General features: G+C 58.3%; 12 protein-coding genes and 1 tRNA gene. 12 read left to right on the forward strand and 1 reads right to left on the reverse strand.

Going from position 1 to position 16,499, the window contains the following annotated elements; translation table 11 throughout:
- The 11 genes from argH to ACW8F6_RS04350 form a co-directional block, all read left to right on the forward strand.
- Positions 1–963: argininosuccinate lyase (argH, locus tag ACW8F6_RS04300; protein WP_491574614.1), on the forward strand; the 963-nt coding region annotated here is incomplete at its 5' end.
- Between the two features lie 75 nt (positions 964–1,038).
- Positions 1,039–4,494, forward strand: a complete 3,456-nt coding sequence (locus tag ACW8F6_RS04305) for a response regulator (protein ID WP_491574615.1) — start codon at positions 1,039–1,041, stop codon at positions 4,492–4,494.
- A 106-nt stretch (positions 4,495–4,600) separates the two neighbouring features.
- On the forward strand, positions 4,601–7,228 hold the full coding sequence (locus tag ACW8F6_RS04310) for a hybrid sensor histidine kinase/response regulator (RefSeq protein WP_491574616.1): 2,628 nt from the start codon (positions 4,601–4,603) through the stop codon (positions 7,226–7,228).
- Positions 7,229–7,239: 11 nt separating this feature from the next.
- Positions 7,240–10,008: a class I adenylate cyclase domain-containing protein gene (locus tag ACW8F6_RS04315; RefSeq protein WP_491574617.1), complete on the forward strand. Its 2,769-nt coding sequence runs from the start codon at positions 7,240–7,242 to the stop codon at positions 10,006–10,008.
- A gap of 86 nt (positions 10,009–10,094) precedes the next feature.
- A complete protein-coding gene (lptM, locus tag ACW8F6_RS04320; RefSeq protein ID WP_491574618.1) occupies positions 10,095–10,247 on the forward strand; it encodes an LPS translocon maturation chaperone LptM in 153 nt (50 codons plus the stop codon).
- Positions 10,248–10,250: 3 nt separating this feature from the next.
- On the forward strand, positions 10,251–11,498 hold the full coding sequence (gene lysA, locus ACW8F6_RS04325; protein ID WP_491574619.1) for a diaminopimelate decarboxylase: 1,248 nt from the start codon (positions 10,251–10,253) through the stop codon (positions 11,496–11,498).
- Between the two features lie 36 nt (positions 11,499–11,534).
- On the forward strand, positions 11,535–12,365 hold the full coding sequence (gene dapF, locus ACW8F6_RS04330; RefSeq protein ID WP_491574620.1) for a diaminopimelate epimerase: 831 nt from the start codon (positions 11,535–11,537) through the stop codon (positions 12,363–12,365).
- A 19-nt stretch (positions 12,366–12,384) separates the two neighbouring features.
- On the forward strand, positions 12,385–13,056 hold the full coding sequence (locus tag ACW8F6_RS04335; RefSeq protein WP_491574621.1) for a DUF484 family protein: 672 nt from the start codon (positions 12,385–12,387) through the stop codon (positions 13,054–13,056).
- A 6-nt stretch (positions 13,057–13,062) separates the two neighbouring features.
- Positions 13,063–14,016, forward strand: coding sequence for a tyrosine recombinase XerC (gene xerC, locus ACW8F6_RS04340; RefSeq protein ID WP_491574622.1), 954 nt, complete (start codon positions 13,063–13,065; stop codon positions 14,014–14,016).
- A 114-nt stretch (positions 14,017–14,130) separates the two neighbouring features.
- Positions 14,131–14,868 (forward strand): HAD family hydrolase, encoded by a 738-nt coding sequence (locus ACW8F6_RS04345; protein WP_491574623.1) that lies wholly within the window; start codon positions 14,131–14,133, stop codon positions 14,866–14,868.
- A 15-nt stretch (positions 14,869–14,883) separates the two neighbouring features.
- Positions 14,884–15,183 (forward strand): winged helix-turn-helix domain-containing protein, encoded by a 300-nt coding sequence (locus ACW8F6_RS04350; RefSeq protein WP_491574624.1) that lies wholly within the window; start codon positions 14,884–14,886, stop codon positions 15,181–15,183.
- Between the two features lie 51 nt (positions 15,184–15,234).
- Here ACW8F6_RS04350 and ACW8F6_RS04355 read toward each other — a convergent pair whose 3' ends face one another.
- Entirely contained in the window at positions 15,235–15,594 is a 360-nt protein-coding gene (locus tag ACW8F6_RS04355; protein ID WP_491574625.1) for a c-type cytochrome, read from the reverse strand.
- Positions 15,595–16,112: 518 nt separating this feature from the next.
- Here ACW8F6_RS04355 and ACW8F6_RS04360 point away from each other — a divergent pair.
- Positions 16,113–16,189, forward strand: a tRNA-Arg gene (locus ACW8F6_RS04360).
- The last annotated feature ends 310 nt before the right edge of the window (positions 16,190–16,499 follow it).

A 16,499-nucleotide genomic window follows, 5' to 3' on the forward strand; every position in this document is an offset into this window, starting at 1 on the left:
ATCGCGCTGGCGGCCGCCAATACCGACACCATCATGCCCGGCTTTACCCATTTGCAAACCGCGCAGCCAGTCACCTTTGGCCACCACCTGCTGGCCTGGAACGAAATGTTAGAGCGCGACTACGGTCGCTTGATGGACTGCCGCAAGCGCGTCAATCAATCGCCCCTGGGCGCGGCTGCGCTGGCCGGCACCACCTACCCCATCGATCGCGCGCGCACCGCTGAATTGCTGGGTTTCGAGGCGCCCACCCAAAACTCCCTGGACTCGGTATCCGACCGCGACTTCGGCATCGAATTCTGTGCCTTTGCCGCGCTGTTGATGACCCACCTTTCGCGCGCTAGCGAAGAATTGGTGCTGTGGACGTCGGCACAGTTTAATTTTATCGATCTGCCCGATCGCTTCTGCACCGGCAGCTCGATTATGCCGCAAAAGAAAAACCCCGATGTGCCGGAGCTGGTGCGCGGCAAGACCGGGCGCGTCAACGGCCATCTGATTTCGCTATTAACCCTGATGAAGTCCCAGCCGCTGGCCTACAACAAAGACAACCAAGAAGATAAAGAGCCGCTGTTCGACGCCATCGACACTGTAAAAGACTGTCTGCGCGCCTTTGCCGATATGGTGCCCGCCATAGTGCCGCGCAAGGCCGAGATGCTAGAGGCCGCCAAGCGGGGATTCTCCACCGCCACCGACCTGGCCGACTACCTGGTGCGCAAGGGCGTCGCCTTCCGAGACGCCCACGAAATCGTGGGCCAAAGCGTGGCCTACGGCATTCAACAGGGCAAAGACCTGTCGGAAATGCAGTTGGCGGAATTGCGCCAGTTTTCCGACATCATCGAACAGGATGTATTTGACGTACTGACCCTGGAAGGCTCGGTGGCCGCGCGCGACCACATAGGCGGTACCGCACCCGCACAGGTGCGCGCCGCCTGCTCTCGCGCCCAGGCCCGCCTGGCTGAGCGCTAACAGCTGCCACAGGCGCGGCGGCGCATTGCCGCCGGCGCGCCTATACTAAAGCGGCTGACTTTGTAGCGAAGACCTATGGCCGCCGACGATCAGATCGACAAACTGCTGACTACTATCGAATTACTGAAGGCCGAAAACCGCGAACTGCAGTCGGCTTTGTCCTCTTGTGCCTCGGGCTTGCAAACCACGCTGGATCACGACGCCTTTTTTGAGCACTGGGCGAGTCGACTGTCGCGCCCGGAGCTCAGCAAAGATATTCACCTAGCCACCGCGGCGTTAAATCTGCACTTAAACATCGATTTTCTGACTCTGTTTAACTACGACGCTAATGCCCAACGATTTAGCTACCAGATTGGCTACCCGCCGCGCGAAGCCGACGATACTGATGCCAACGCCCCCAGCCTAAAGTACCCCTGGATATTTCAACGGGCCCGCCAGCAGCAGCCTGTGGTTATTTATCATCGCGACGAGTTACCACCAGAGGCCCAGGAAGACCGCGAAACACTCGCCAAGCACGATATCGAAGCCCTGGTGGTAATTCCCCATTTCAACGCCAATGGGCTAGTGGGCATCGGCACCTACGGCATGAACAAATGCCGGTTCCGCTGGCAGGCGAACCAGATAAAGCTGGTCACAGATTTCACTAAAATCGCCTTTAGCCACTTGGCGCAGCAACAGTTACTGAGCGAGCAAGTCATAGGTAGCGAGGTACTGCAGAGCGTGCTCGACTCAGTGCAGGTGGGCTTCTCAGTTTGGGAGCGAGACACAAATAAAGTCACCTATTCGCCCAACTGCGCCAAATTGCTGGGCTACCCGACCGACACCCCGGTCGATTTATTTTCCCGCGTACACCCGGAAGATCAGGGCCTGGTGACCCAAAAGGTCAACCACACCATCCGCACGGGCGAGCATCACAGCGTCACTTACCGGGTCTTGGACGCGCGGCAAAAAAGCCATTGGTACCAACAAAAATCCAGCATCATCCGCACCGACGACAAGGGCCAGGTGATTCGGCTGGTGAACAGCTTCGTCAATATCGACGAGGAGCAACGGGCGAAATCCGAGCGGCGCCGGGTCCGACAGCTGGAGTCAAAGCTGGCGCGGCTGGTGGTGGAAGTACACAGCGATGGCGAGGATCAAGCCCGCCGCTTTGGCGAAGCCATCAGTACGCTCGGGCAACTGCTGCAGTCCGAGCGCTGTTTTATCTGCTACCGCAGCCCGAGCACCAACGAGTTAATTTTGCGCTATGAATGGCACCACCCCGACGTGCCCGGCATCGCCGCCCACATCGCCAAGCACCGACAATCCCCACTGGCCTATTTAACGGGCGATACGCTGCTGGCCATAGACAGGGTCGGCCCGGAACACCGCGCCACTATTCCGGACGGCGACCTGAGCCAATCGGCGATGATCGTGCCGCTGCACGCCATCCAACAGTTTTCGGCATTTTTAGTGCTGCAGCGGATACACCAACCCCTGCGCTGGAGCGCCAGCGACAAGCGCTTTGCCACCACCATCGCCGATGCCCTGGGCAGCCGCTACGTACGCAACAAGCTCACCGAGCGGCTGATGCGCAGCGAACAGCGCTTTCGCGATGCCATGGAAACCACCGAGGACGGTATCTGGGAGTGGGACCTGGAAACCGACGCGATCTACCTGAGCCCCGGCCTCGTGCGCATGGCCGGCTACCAGCCGGGGGATTTGCCCAGCAACGGCGAAACCCTGCGCCAACTGGTGCACCCAGATGACCAGCCCAAGATTCAGCAGGAATTTGCCAAGCTTAAAAACAACCAGGTGCCCTTTGAGGAAGGGCTCATCCGCTGGCGCCACAAAAATGGGCGCACGCTCTGGATTTATGGCCGCGCCCGCTGCGTGGAGCGCTACTCCGACGGCCGCATAAAGCGGTTGCTGGCAGTAGTCAGCAATCACACGCGCATCATGGATCAGCAGGAAGCCCTCAAAATTGCCCGCCAGCGCGCGGACGACGCCAACGTCGCCAAATCGGAATTTTTGGCCCGCATGAGTCACGAAATCCGCACGCCCATGAACGCCATCATCGGCATGACTCACCTGGCCAGGGACACCGCCCTCGACGAGCAGCAGCGCAGCTACCTGGAACACATAGATCAAGCCTCCACGGCGCTGTTACACATCATTAACGAGGTCTTGGACTTCTCCAAAATCGAGGCTGGCAAACTGGCCCTGGAAGCCCTGCCATTTCGATTTGAAACCTTGTTCGACCAGCTGGACAAACTCTTGAGCCTGCGCGCCAGCGACAAAGGCATCGAATTGTTGTTTCAACCAGACCCCGAAATTCCCGAGTTGCTGGTGGGCGACTCACTGCGTCTGGGCCAGATACTCACCAACCTCACCACCAATGCCATTAAATTCACGCACCAGGGGCAGGTGTTAGTCAAAGCCCGGCTGGTCAGCCAAACGGATCGACAGCTGCGCATTGAGTTTTCCGTCACCGATACCGGAATTGGCATCTCCGAGGCCCAGCAGGCACTGCTGTTCAACCCATTCACCCAGGCCGACGGCTCTACCACACGGCGCTTTGGCGGCACTGGCCTTGGGCTGTCCATATCGCAGCGATTGGCGAAGCTAATGGGCGGTGAAATTACCGTCACCAGCGAGCCCGAACAAGGCAGCTGCTTTGCCATGACCCTAAGCCTGCAACCCTGCCAACAGCAGGATGTGGACGCCTCCGGAAGTCTACAGCTAGATGGGCTGCGCGCCTTGATTGTGGACGACAACCCCACGGCCCGCGAAGTGATCGAGGCCACGGCCCGATCTCTAAAGCTGGTCACGCAAGTGGTGGACAGCGGCAAACAGGCGCTGGCCGCCGTGCGCAATGCCAACCAGCCCTTCGACCTCGTGCTGATGGACTATGCCATGCCCGACATGGACGGCTTGAGCGCCAGCCGCGCGATTCGCGACCAGTGCCCCGCCACGCCACCGCTGATCATCATGGTATCGGCCAGTGATCGCGAATCGGTGCTGGACGCCCAAACCCAACACCTGGTGGACGGCTACCTCGACAAGCCGGTCACCCAATCTCGCCTCTACCAGGCCATCGCCAGGGTGAAAGGCGGCGCGCACGCTGCCACGCCAACGGACGACACCGGCCCGCAAGCCTGGCCGGAGCTGGCCGATGTACGGGTGCTGCTGGTGGAGGACAACCCGGTCAATCAGAAAGTGGCCCAAGGCCTGCTGAGCCGCCAGGGGGTCATTTGCGAACTGGCCAGCAATGGGCAGGAGGGCATAGATCTGTTGTTGGCCAAAGGGCCCAGCCACTATGCGCTGGTGCTCATGGATGTGGAAATGCCCTTGGTGGATGGCTACCAGGCCACACGCTTTATTCGGGCCAAACCGGAATTCAACCAATTGCCCATCGTCGCCATGACCGCCCACGCCATGAAATCGGACCAGGAAAAGTGCCTGCAGGCCGGCATGGACGCCTTTATCCACAAGCCCATCAAACCGCAAAGCCTGTACCAGAGCTTGGCCGATCTATTGAAGCCATGCTGACTGCCCCCCAACGGGCTGTGCCATCCTGGTCTAAACTGATAAATCTGACGGGCCCCGGCCCACGTATCTTCGGCTGCAACACTGCCGAACAGCGTTCAGGTAACTCATGGACAAACACCCCGAGGGAAATGGCGAGCTGGCGCGCGCTCAGGCGCGTATCCGGGCGCTAGAGGCGCAGCTGGCCGCACAGACGGCACCGGCCAACCCACGGCTGGGCGACTTAGCCGAAGCCGAGGCTTGGCTGCGCCAAATCATCACGGAAATGTTCAATCACGATGATCCGCAAGCGCCCCATAAAGCGCTGGCGGCGCTGGGCAAATTTCTGTGCCTGGACGACTGCTTGCTGGCGCGCATCGACGGCGACAGCCTGCACTGGGAACTCATTTGGCAGCGCAACCCCAGCGAGGCCGAGCGGCAGGTATTTAAGCACTTTAAATTGCACCACATGCCCGTGGCCCACGAGCAAATGCGCCAGGGCAAGCTGGGCTTAGACCAGCATGTGGCCGAGCGCGGCTATGCCACTCCGGAATCCAAAGCCATGGCCGAGCGGCTAAATCTGCGCGCCTATTTGACCGTACCGGTGCTCCACCACGGCGAACTGCACAGCTTTCTGGCGCTACTGCAGCGCCAGCACCCGCGACACTGGAGCGAATCCGATATTCACGTGGCGGAATCCTTTAGCGCTCTGCTGTCGCTGTCGCTGAGCCGACAGGAATCACTGCGCGCGCTCAGCATCAGCCAGCAGCGCTTTCAAGACGCCATGGCCGCCACCCGCGATGGCATTTGGGAATGGGACTTCATCGCGAACAGTTTGTATTTCAGCGAGGGCTTTTACCGCATGCTGGGCTACCTGCCCGGTGAAATTACCCCCAACCGCGAAACCCTTACCCAATTGCTGCACCCAGACGAGCGCCCCTGGTTCAGTAGTTTTGACGCACAAGCCGAGAGCGAGTCGGATCAGAACAACACGCTGCGCTCGCGCGAATTGCGGTTTGTACACAAAGACGGCCACACCATCTGGTGCTTTGTGCGGGCAAAATTCACCCGCTTTAACGAGCACGGCAAACCCACGCGCATGGTGGGCGTCAATTCAGACATCTCCAGTTTTAAAGCCGTGCAGGAAGAGTTAAGCATTGCGAAAACGCTGGCGGACTCGGCCAGCCAGTCAAAAAGTGAATTTTTGGCGCGCATGAGCCACGAGATCCGCACCCCCATGAATGCCATTATCGGCATGGGGCACCTGCTGAAAGATACGCGCCTGTCGCGCCGACAGAGCGAGTATCTGGCCAACATTGATCAAGCGGCCAGTTCGCTGCTGTACCTGATCAACGAGATTTTGGACTTTTCCAAAATCGAAGCGGGCAGCATTCTCTTGGAGCACAACCACTTCGACCTCTACGATTGTTTTAAAAAATTATCGCAGCGTTTCACACCGCTGGCAGAGCGCAAAGGATTGGAATTATTTTTCCATGTGGCTCCCGATACACCGCAATTTTTGAAGGGCGATGCACTCAGACTGCAACAGGCGCTGGGCAATATTATCGACAATGCCATAAAGTTTACCGATGCCGGTGAAATCTACGTCAACATCAACACCCTCACCAACTGCAAAGACTATGTTGAACTGCAATTTGTAATTCGCGACAGCGGCATTGGCATGACCGCCCAGCAAGTTAGCGAACTCTTTACGCCCTTTATGCAGGTAGACGGCTCATCACGCCGTCGCTTCGGTGGCTCGGGACTGGGGCTAACGGTTAGCAAACACCTGATCGAATTAATGCACGGGGATATTAGCCTGGAAAGCCAACACGGGCGCGGCAGTCAATTCTACGTAACAGCGCGTTTTGGCCAGAGCCAAATTGGCGCCCTGCCGCTGCGCTCGCGCGACACCCACTTCCGGCCGCTGCGCACACTGGTGGTTGACGACAACAAAGCCGCACGCCAAATATTGAGCAACCTGGCCGCTCATCTGGAGCTCAATGTCAGTGCTGTAGCGAGTGCCCGAGAGGCCTACAGTGCGCTCAAAGCAGCCGACACACAAACCCACACCGCCTTCGAGCTAGTGCTCATGGATTATAAAATGCCCGAAGAAGACGGGCTCACTGCCAGCGAAAATATCAAGAACCAATGTAATCTCCGGCATATCCCCGCCATTATTTTGGTGTCCGCTTTTCAAAAAGAAGAAGTTCAGAAAGAAACGGCCAAAACCATTGAACACTTTCTCACCAAACCGGTCAGTCAATCGCATCTATTCGACGCCATCGCCGAGGTCTTTGGCGAACGGGCCTACAGTGGGGCGCCGGATAAACTTGATAGCGCACAATTGGCGCAGCGGTTAAACGGCGCTCACGTGCTGCTGGCCGAAGACAATATTGTCAACCAAAAAGTCGCCATAGGTATTCTGAAAAAAATGCAGGTAAAGGTCACCCTAGCCAACAATGGACAGGAAGCTATCGATGCGCTCTACCAAAACCCAAGCCATACCTTTAGTTGTATTTTAATGGATATGGAAATGCCGGAGGTGGACGGCTACGATGCAACGCGTCGAATTCGTGCGGGACAGCACTGCCAGGATATTCCCATTGTGGCACTGACCGCGCACGCCATGCGCGGCGATCGCAATCGCTGCCTGCAAGCGGGCATGGATGCCTATCTCACTAAACCGGTAAAGCCCGATTTACTCTACCAAACACTGGCCAGCGTGCTGCCCGCCGACACCCGTTTCGAGCAGTAGCTCTCCAGGCCATGCATGCCAATACTGACGCCCAAAGCCCCCTGCCCGTCGTCGTCGATCGCGATAGTGTGCGCCAAATTAAGGCGCGCTTCACCTCGCTCAACCAAAGCCGGCTGGTACTGGCCCAGCAGCACTTAAGTCCGCGTCAGCAACATGCATTAGATTGCCTGCCCCTCCTTCTGCACTTTAACCATCCGCGTCTGCCGGGCTACCAGTCCAAAGCCAGCCCGGCGGGGTTTGGCGGCTTCACGCCCAGCGCCGATCAATTGCAGCAGCTGAAAAAACTGGCCCGCGGCTTTCGCTCGCAGGCCAACCCAGGCCGCAAAATGCCACTGCTGGCCCTGTATGTGATGGGCAGCGTGGGCACAGTAGCGCAAAGTCAAAAAAGTGACATGGATTTCTGGCTCTGCCACAGCGCAGAACTCAGCGCCGAGGCCTTAGCGCTGCTGCAACAGAAGTGCGAAGCCATTGCGCAATGGGCCAAAACGCTGGGACTGGAGTGGCATTTCTTTCTTATGCAACCCGAAGCGTTTAACCGCGGCCACGACAGTCGATTATCGAGCGAGTCGAGCGGCAGCGTGCAGCATTTTTTACTGCTGGATGAATTTTATCGATCTGCCATTTTGCTTGTCGGCCGGCTACCGCTCTGGTGGTTTATTGGTGACACCCAGCGCGCCGCCTATGAAAAAACCAAACACGAAATCACGCACAAAGGTTTTCTACGCGACAACGAATGGCTTGATTTTGGCCCCGTAGGCGATGTGCCCGCAGCTGAATTTGTATCGGCGGCCATTTGGCAACTGTATAAGTCGATACATTCACCCTACAAGTCGCTGCTGAAATTACTCGTCCTAGAGGTGTATCTCAGCCGCTACCCAAGGGTTCAAACACTGTCAGACAAAATGAAACTTCTGGTCTACACCGGCGTTTCAAATGCCGCGGCCCTGGACCCCTACCTGCTTTTACTGCACGAGCTGACGGAATATTTTACCCAGCGCAAGGAGTTCGAGCGCCTTGAGCTCATGCGTCAATGTTTTTATTTTAAGGTGGAGCAATCGCACCGAACGCTGCTGCAGGCGGAGGCAAATAATTCGCTCGCCGGCAGTTACCCACTGCTGCAAGCACTGCGCGATTGGGACTGGCAAGATTACGACTTCGACCACTTGGATCGCTCGAACAATTGGAATGCCCAACAGGTCATGACCGAGCGCAAACGCCTGGTGGCCGAGCTCACCGCCAGTTACCGATTGCTGCTAGAGCAGGCGCGCGCGACGCAGGAATCACTGGCGCTTAACAATACCGAAATCGCCATTTTAGGCCGCAAATTGCACGCGGCCTTTGAACGCAGCGCCGGCAAAATCGAGTTTATCAACCCTGGCATCAGCAAGAATCTGCGCGCGCAATTTCTTTTGTTTGAATATGCTGGACAGCAGTGGCAGGTTTTTCTCACCAACAGTCGCTGGGAAAAAAGTCGCAGCCCCCTCACGGTGAGCCAGCACGTTTCCGATCTCGTGGCATGGTGTTATTTCAATGACATTTGCACAGCCGATACCCGAGTAAAAATTACCGGCAACACACATTACAGCGACACCGATTTTCAGCAGTGGCTACATCTATTGCAACGGATGCACGAGCCCGGATTACTAGCCCCTGACCACGCGGCATTTACACAGGCCGCCCATTCCACGCAAGTGCTGTTGCTGCTCAACGACCCCGGCCAAGCCTTGCCAGCATCGACTTCCGCAGCAATAACACACACCCGCTATACCCTGTTGGTCATCAATAGCTGGGGCGAAGTTCGCCTGTTGCGCTTTGGCGAGCAACTGCAAGAATTACTGCAATGGTTTAGCACACCGCTACCCGCCGCCTGCGATGTGCAAGTGGCGGCCTTGGGCGCGCCGCAACAGCCATCTCAGACGCAGCAAATGCGTCTTTTACTTGGCACCTTACGTCGGCACATGGCGCGCCCGGATGCGGTCAACAGCCGCCTGCTGGTGAGCGCAGATCCGGGCTGGGTACTGCTCGAACTCGGGCAGCGCTGGCACATAACGCTATTGCACAGGCCCTCGACGCTGTGGCAGCACTTGGCGGCACCGCTCGCCCGTCGCAGCGCATTGATCTTTGACAAGTTGGGCGAGGATCGACCTCACGACCAGGAGCTGACTGCCATTGCCGCGCTTAGCCACGAATACGCCATTCAATTGTTTTATCGCATCACCAAGGGCATCGCCGAGCTCTACTTGCGCGACGAACGCGGCAGCCTGGTGCGCTTTCAACAGCGATTTCACAACCAAGATGCCCTGCTAAAACCCCTGCACCACTTTATTCGGGCCTGCCTGCAGCGCAACCCACCCCCCGACAACCAATCGCTCTTTGGCATTTTTCCCGTGGCGTTTTACGAGCTGCAAGCGCGCAATCAACGTCTGTGCGCAGAGCGCCGACTCGCCACCAGTGACTTGGGTCGCATGCAATTGTTTAACCTCCAATTTGCGGTGCGCCAGCTATCACTGGCGGCCGACCCCAGCACATGGTCCCTCGAGGCCTGGCTAAACGGCGAGCCGGTATTGCCGGCACCCGGCGTCGCGCTGCTGCCATTAGTCGCCCGCCAATTGCTGGCGCACCGGCGCTCCGGTTTGCGCTACCCTTGCTACATCACAGACTTGGACTTAACGGCCTGCGCGCACCAGTTGACCCACCAGGGCCAACTGCAAACGAGCCACTATTTCCGCGTTAAAATCCGCTTGGAGCAAGCCCTGTTTCAAGCGCTCTTGGCGCTATAGACTTTGCGCAGGCAGCCTGCCAAACCGTTATTGAGAGGACAGCTGTCCTAACGGTATACTTGCGCCCCCGTTAATAAGGTTCACTCATGTACACAGCCCGCGCTCCATTTATCGCCCTTTGGGTTTTGCTGCTGTCTGGCTGCGGTCAGACTGGCCCGCTGGTCATGCCCCCGGCAGAACCTGCCCCCACTCAAACGGCGCCCGCACCCCAGTCAGGCTCCGAACAACCAGGTCAATAATTCATGTCTCACTTTCCCCGTATCGACGGGCAGCTCCACGTTGAAGCACTGCCATTGGCCGATATTGCCGAACAATTTGGCACACCCACATACGTTTATAGCCGGGCGGCCATTACCGAGGCCTACACCGCCTATGCCGACGCCCTGGGCGAACATCCCGGGATGATCTGCTTTGCGGTGAAGGCCAATTCCAATCTGGGCGTACTGGGTTTGTTGGCCGATTTGGGCGCCGGCTTCGATATTGTTTCCGAAGGTGAGCTAGAGCGCGTGCTGCTGGCCGGCGGCAAGCCAGATCGCATTGTATTCTCCGGTGTGGGCAAAACCGCTGCGGCACTGCGCAAGGCCCTGGAAGTGGGCGTGCACTGCTTTAACGTGGAGTCGGAGGCCGAGCTCGAGTTGCTCAGCCAGGTGGCAGAACAAACCGGCTTTACCGCGTCGGTATCGCTGCGGGTGAATCCGGATGTGGATGCTCAGACCCACCCCTACATTTCCACCGGCCTGAAAGAGAATAAATTCGGCGTCGATATTTTGCGCGCCCCGGCGGTCTACCGGCGCGCGGCCGAACTACCTGGACTGAAAGTAGTCGGCGTGGATTGCCACATCGGCTCTCAGCTGACGCAGCTGGCGCCCTTTTTGGATGCCCTGGAGCGCCTGCTGGCATTGATTGATCAGTTGGCCCAGGACGGCATCGTCCTGTCGCACATCGATATTGGCGGTGGCCTGGGCGTGACCTACAAAGACGAAACGCCACCACCGGTGGCCGATTTAATCAACGCCGTCAAAGACCGCCTAGCCGGTAAACAACTGGCCCTGGTCATGGAACCCGGCCGCTCCATCTGTGCCAACGCCGGCGTGCTGCTAAGCGAAGTGTTGTTTCTCAAGCCCACTGAGCACAAAAATTTCGCCATTATCGATGCCGCCATGAACGACAACATCCGGCCCTCGCTCTACCAGGCCTGGCAGGATGTCCAGGTCGTCAAGGCGCGTGCAGAGTCTCCCAAAACCTGGGACCTAGTGGGCCCTGTATGCGAGACCGGGGATTTTCTCGCCAAAGATCGCGCGCTGGCACTTGCAGCCGGCGACCTGATCGCAGTAATGTCCACCGGTGCCTATGGCTTTACCATGAGTTCCAATTACAACAGCCGCCCACGCGCCGCCGAAGTGATCGTCGACGGCGACCGCGCCCACCTGGTGCGCGCGCGCGAAAGCTTGGCTGACCTGACTCGCGGTGAAAGTCTGTTACCCACTTGATTGCACGCGCAGCTCACTGCGCGTTTAGGACCATAGATGCGCCTGCGCTTCAGTAAAATGCACGGCCTTGGCAACGACTTTGTCATGATCGATGCCATCAGCCAAAAAGTTCGACTCAACGCCGACAAAGTACGCAAGCTTGCCGATCGCCGCTTTGGCGTGGGCTGCGATCAGGTGCTGATTGTCGAGGAACCCAGCAACCCCGACGTGGACTTCCGCTATCGAATCTACAATGCCGATGGCAGCGAGGTGGAAAACTGCGGCAACGGTGCGCGCTGCTTTGCCAATTTTGTGCGCGAGCGCAAGCTCACCGGCAAAAATGTCATCAAGGTAGAAACCGCCAATGGCATTCTTGAACTCAGGGTCAACGACAATGACCAGGTGCAGGTCGATATGGGCCAACCGGTATTGGCACCAGCGGAGATCCCCTTTAACGCCAGTCAGCAGGCAGCCTGCTACCCACTGACTGTGGGCGAACAAACCTTCGAGATAGGCGCGGTGAGCATGGGCAATCCCCATGCGGTATTGCTGGTGGACAGTTGTGCGCAGGCACCGGTGGCCACACTGGGCCCCAAAATAGAACACCACGCCGACTTTCCTAACCGCGTCAATGTGGGCTTTATGGAGATAGTGTCGCGCTCGGAAATCCATTTGCGCGTGCACGAGCGCGGTGCCGGCGAAACTCTTGCGTGTGGCACCGGCGCCTGCGCAGCGGTAGTAGCGGGGCGCTTGCGCGACCTGTTAGACTCAAAGGTAACCGTCCACCTACCGGGCGGCGCCCTGGCCATCGAGTGGGCCGGCCCAGGTCAGCCGGTATTGATGACGGGCCCTACGGCTCAGGTGTTTCAGGGCCAGGTAAAACTCTAATCAGCAAGGATTGTTTACTGTGGCCGAGCACACCGTCAGCGACGCAGAAGTAGCCGCCTATTTAGCCGAACACCCGGATTTTTTTGAACGCCATCCAGACCTGCTGGCCGATCTTCAGTTGCCACACGACAGCGGCAACGCCATTTCGCTGGTGGAGCGCCAGGTAGCCGTGCTGCGCGAGCGCAATATGGACATGCGCCACCGCCTGAGCAAACTGCTCGACAATGCCCGCGACAACGACAAACTGTTCGATAAAACCAAGCGCTTGGTGTTGGCTCTGCTAGAGGGGCGCAAAGCCGAAGACAGTGTCAACTCGCTGTTTTACAGTTTCGAGAAAGACTTTCAGATCCACTTCACCCGGTTGATTTTGTTTCGCCCAAATCCCGGCAAACTGGGGCAGGCACGCTGCGTCACGCTCACCGACGCCAAGGCGCCACTGGCAAAAATTTTAAAATCCCAAAAGGCCCTGTGTGGCCAATTGGGCAACGAAGAAAAAGCCTACATTTTTGGGGAGCAAGCACCCCTTGTTGGTTCGGCGGCGCTGGTACCGCTGGTTCACGGCACCTGTTTTGGCCTGCTAGCCGTGGGCAACCGCGACGTCAATTACTACCGCTCTAGCATGGGCACGTTGTTTCTCAGCTACATCGCCGAAATTCTCAATCGCACCCTGCCCTATCAGTTGGAGCCCTGAGCCACTGTGACAGAGCTGCCGTTTCAATCTGAGGTGGCGCGCTATCTGGCCAACCTGGGCGGCGAGCGCAATCTGTCCGCACACACCCTGGCCGCCTATCGGCGCGATATTGAAAAACTTCAAAACTGGTGCGCGAACCAGAACTTAACCCTGGCGCAACTGCGCATTCACCACCTGCGCCAGGCACTGGCTCACTTGCACCGCCGAGGCCTGGCGGGTAAAAGTTTGCGCCGCTGGCTGTCGGCCATGCGCAGCTTTTTTGACTATGGTGTGCGCCGCGGCTGGCTCGCGCACAACCCGGCCAGCGGCCTGAGCGCACCCAAAGCCGACAAAAAGCTACCCAGTACTCTGGATGTAGACGAAGTAGGTAAGCTGTTAAGCTTTCCCGATACCGACGCGTTTAGCGCGCGCGACCGAGCACTGCTGGAGCTCACCTACTCCTCTGGCCTGCGCCTGGCGGAGCTGGCCGACCTCAACCTGGGCGACGTCGACCTGGCGGATGCCACCGTGCGCGTCACCGGCAAGGGTAATAAAACCCGGCTGCTGCCCGTGGGCCGGCTCGCGCTACAGGCGCTTAAAGCCTGGCTGCCGCAGCGCACCGACATGGCCCAACCGGGCGAGTCGGCACTGTTTGTCAGCCAGCGCGGCACCCGCATTAGCCACCGGCGCATTCAACAGCTATTTACCCGCTACAGCCAGCAGATGGCGCTCGACAAGTCTCTACATCCGCACATGCTACGCCACTCCTTTGCCAGCCATATGCTGGAGTCCTCTGGCGATCTTCGGGCTGTGCAAGAGTTGTTGGGCCACGCCAATATCAGCACCACGCAAATCTACACACACCTGGACTTTCAGCACCTGGCAAAGGTTTACGACCAGGCCCACCCGCGCGCACAGCAGAAATCGCGCGGCACAAAAGGCCGCACAGAAAACACGGACTTTGACCCTAGTCAGCCCTGAGGGGGCGTGTTAGTCTCACTGCACTATCGTCGCACTTCCCGTCACGGCCTGGCCGCAAACCAGCCCGCTGAGCAACACATAACAACAATCGCGCAGATAGCCAATAGGTGTACCGTGACCCGTGATATCAAACTCATCAGCTTCGATTTAGATAACACCCTATGGGACGTAGCGCCCGTCATTCGCGCCGCCGAGGCAAAAACCGACGCCTGGCTGAAAGAGTTCTGTCCAAAGCTATTCGTGCGCTTTAGCACAGACCAACTACAGCAAGCGCGCATGGAGTACTGGCAAAACCATCCCGAATTGCGGCACCTGACCACCCGCGTGCGACGCGACAGTCTGCGTATAAAGTTAATCGAGGCTGGCTACTGCCTGCACCAGGCCATTGAACTGGCCGACCTGGCGATGGACGTCTTCATGGAGGCGCGCCACCGCATTGCCTATTTCGACCACGCGCTGACTACGCTGGACCAGCTGGCACCCCACTACGCCCTGGCCGCCATCACCAACGGCAACGCCAGCCCGCGGCGTTTAGGGCTGTCGCAGTTTAGCTACCATCTGAGCGCCGAACAGGTGGGCGCCGCCAAACCCAGCCCCGAGCCCTTTGAGCTGTGCATGGCCATGGCCTCCGTAGAGGCCAACCAAATGGTTCATATTGGCGACTGCCCACAAGACGATATCGCCGGCGCCGCCAGCCTGGGTATCAAAACCATTTGGTTCAATCGCCACCGAACGCCCTGGCCCCGCGCCCAAGTGCAGCCCGACGCCATAGTGCACTGCCTGAGCGAGTTACCCGCCGCCATTGCGTTACTGGCTCACCCCGGCCCTGCACTGCAAGCCCAATCGGCCTAAGTGATCGGCGCCACCTTGGCCTCGCACATCAGCAAAACGCAATCCAGCTTTTACCGCCGCTTGTACGTGGCCCATCTGATTGCCCAGGGCGTCAATACCGTGCCCGCCCTACAAGCACAGACAGGTATGCCACGGCGCACTGCGCAAGACACCATTAGCGCGCTGGGCGAGCTGGATATTCAGTGCACATTTGTGGGTGCCAACAAAGACGGCCACTACCAAATTCACCAGTGGGGCCCCATAGACCCCAACTGGGTCGCGCAGCACGCCGACCGACTGGCCAGCGCTCTGAACTACCCACACCCCATCAGGTAGCGCGCACAAAAAAGCCCGCGAGCAGCGGGCTTTTAATCTCAACCAAGTCTGTTACTTGGAGGCAGTGATCATGTGATCCACCGCCGCTTTAATCTCGTCGTCGGAACAATCCATACACAGGCCCTTGGCGGGCATGCCGTTAATTCCATTCAACGCGTTGGCGTAGAGCGTATCCATGCCGTTGGCAATGCGCGGCGCCCACTGGCCCGCGTCACCCATTTTCGGTGCACCGGCAGCACCTGTGCCGTGGCAGGTCACACACTTAGTGCTATAAACCTGCTCGCCAGAGCGTGGACCAGAGGCCACTGCTGCCACAGGCGCCGCCGCACAGGCTTCGCCTTCCAAACACGTTTTGCCCGCCGGTGCGATGCGCTCGGCTATCTCCTGGCTGCGATCAGCCAGAGTCACCATGGATACACTCAACCCCAAACCGGCAGCCGCTAGCAGACAGAATACCTTCTTCAACTGGCTCACTGAAAATCCCCTTGATAGTCCCAATGGCCAAACCTGGCCGAAAGGCCGCATTATAGCCACAAAGCCCGCCCAGCGGAAACCAAAACCCCATAGACGAACGCCCCCCAACTGCGTATCATGCGCGACTTCAGCGACACCGCTTAGTTAAATCCTCTCCAGTTTGGCCTGCCTTATGGGTACAGCCTTGAAGAGCACAAAGCACATTGGTTACCTTACTAAGCCAAAGAATTTAGATCGTGCGATATATCCAAAATCGCGCGATTACAGTTTAAGCACCCGTAGCTCAGCTGGGTGTAGCCGGAAAAAGCGGAGCACTGCTTCGCCCGGCGAAACGACTGCCAGCTATGCTGGCAGGCCGGCCCCGAAGGGGAGCGCGAAGCGGTCTATCCGATTAGCTGAGCCGTAAAGAATTTGAGATGTGTAAGTGAATCCAGCCTTGCACAACCACTGTTTAAGCACCCGTAGCTCAGCTGGATAGAGCGCTGCCCTCCGGAGGCAGAGGTCTGGGGTTCGAATCCCTTCGGGTGCGCCAATTAAAAAGCCCCCACGCCCAAAAGCGTGGGGGCTTTTTTAATTGCCAACCGAAGCGTTTCGTTCGAACCTCGGGTTCGATCAATCGTCAGGAACGATTGAGACCGCGTCAGCGCCGCGAAGCGGTCAGGGGCAGGACGCCCCTGAGTCAATCCCTCTCCAATTACGCGCCGCCCCCCACGCACTTACCCAACCAGCGCGGGGACATTTTTAATTGCCTACCGAAGCGTTTCGTTCGAACCTCGGGTTCGATCAATCGTCAGGAACGATTGAGACCGCGTCAGCGCCGCGAAGCGGTCAGGGGCAGGACG

The organism is Simiduia sp., from assembly GCF_058345725.1.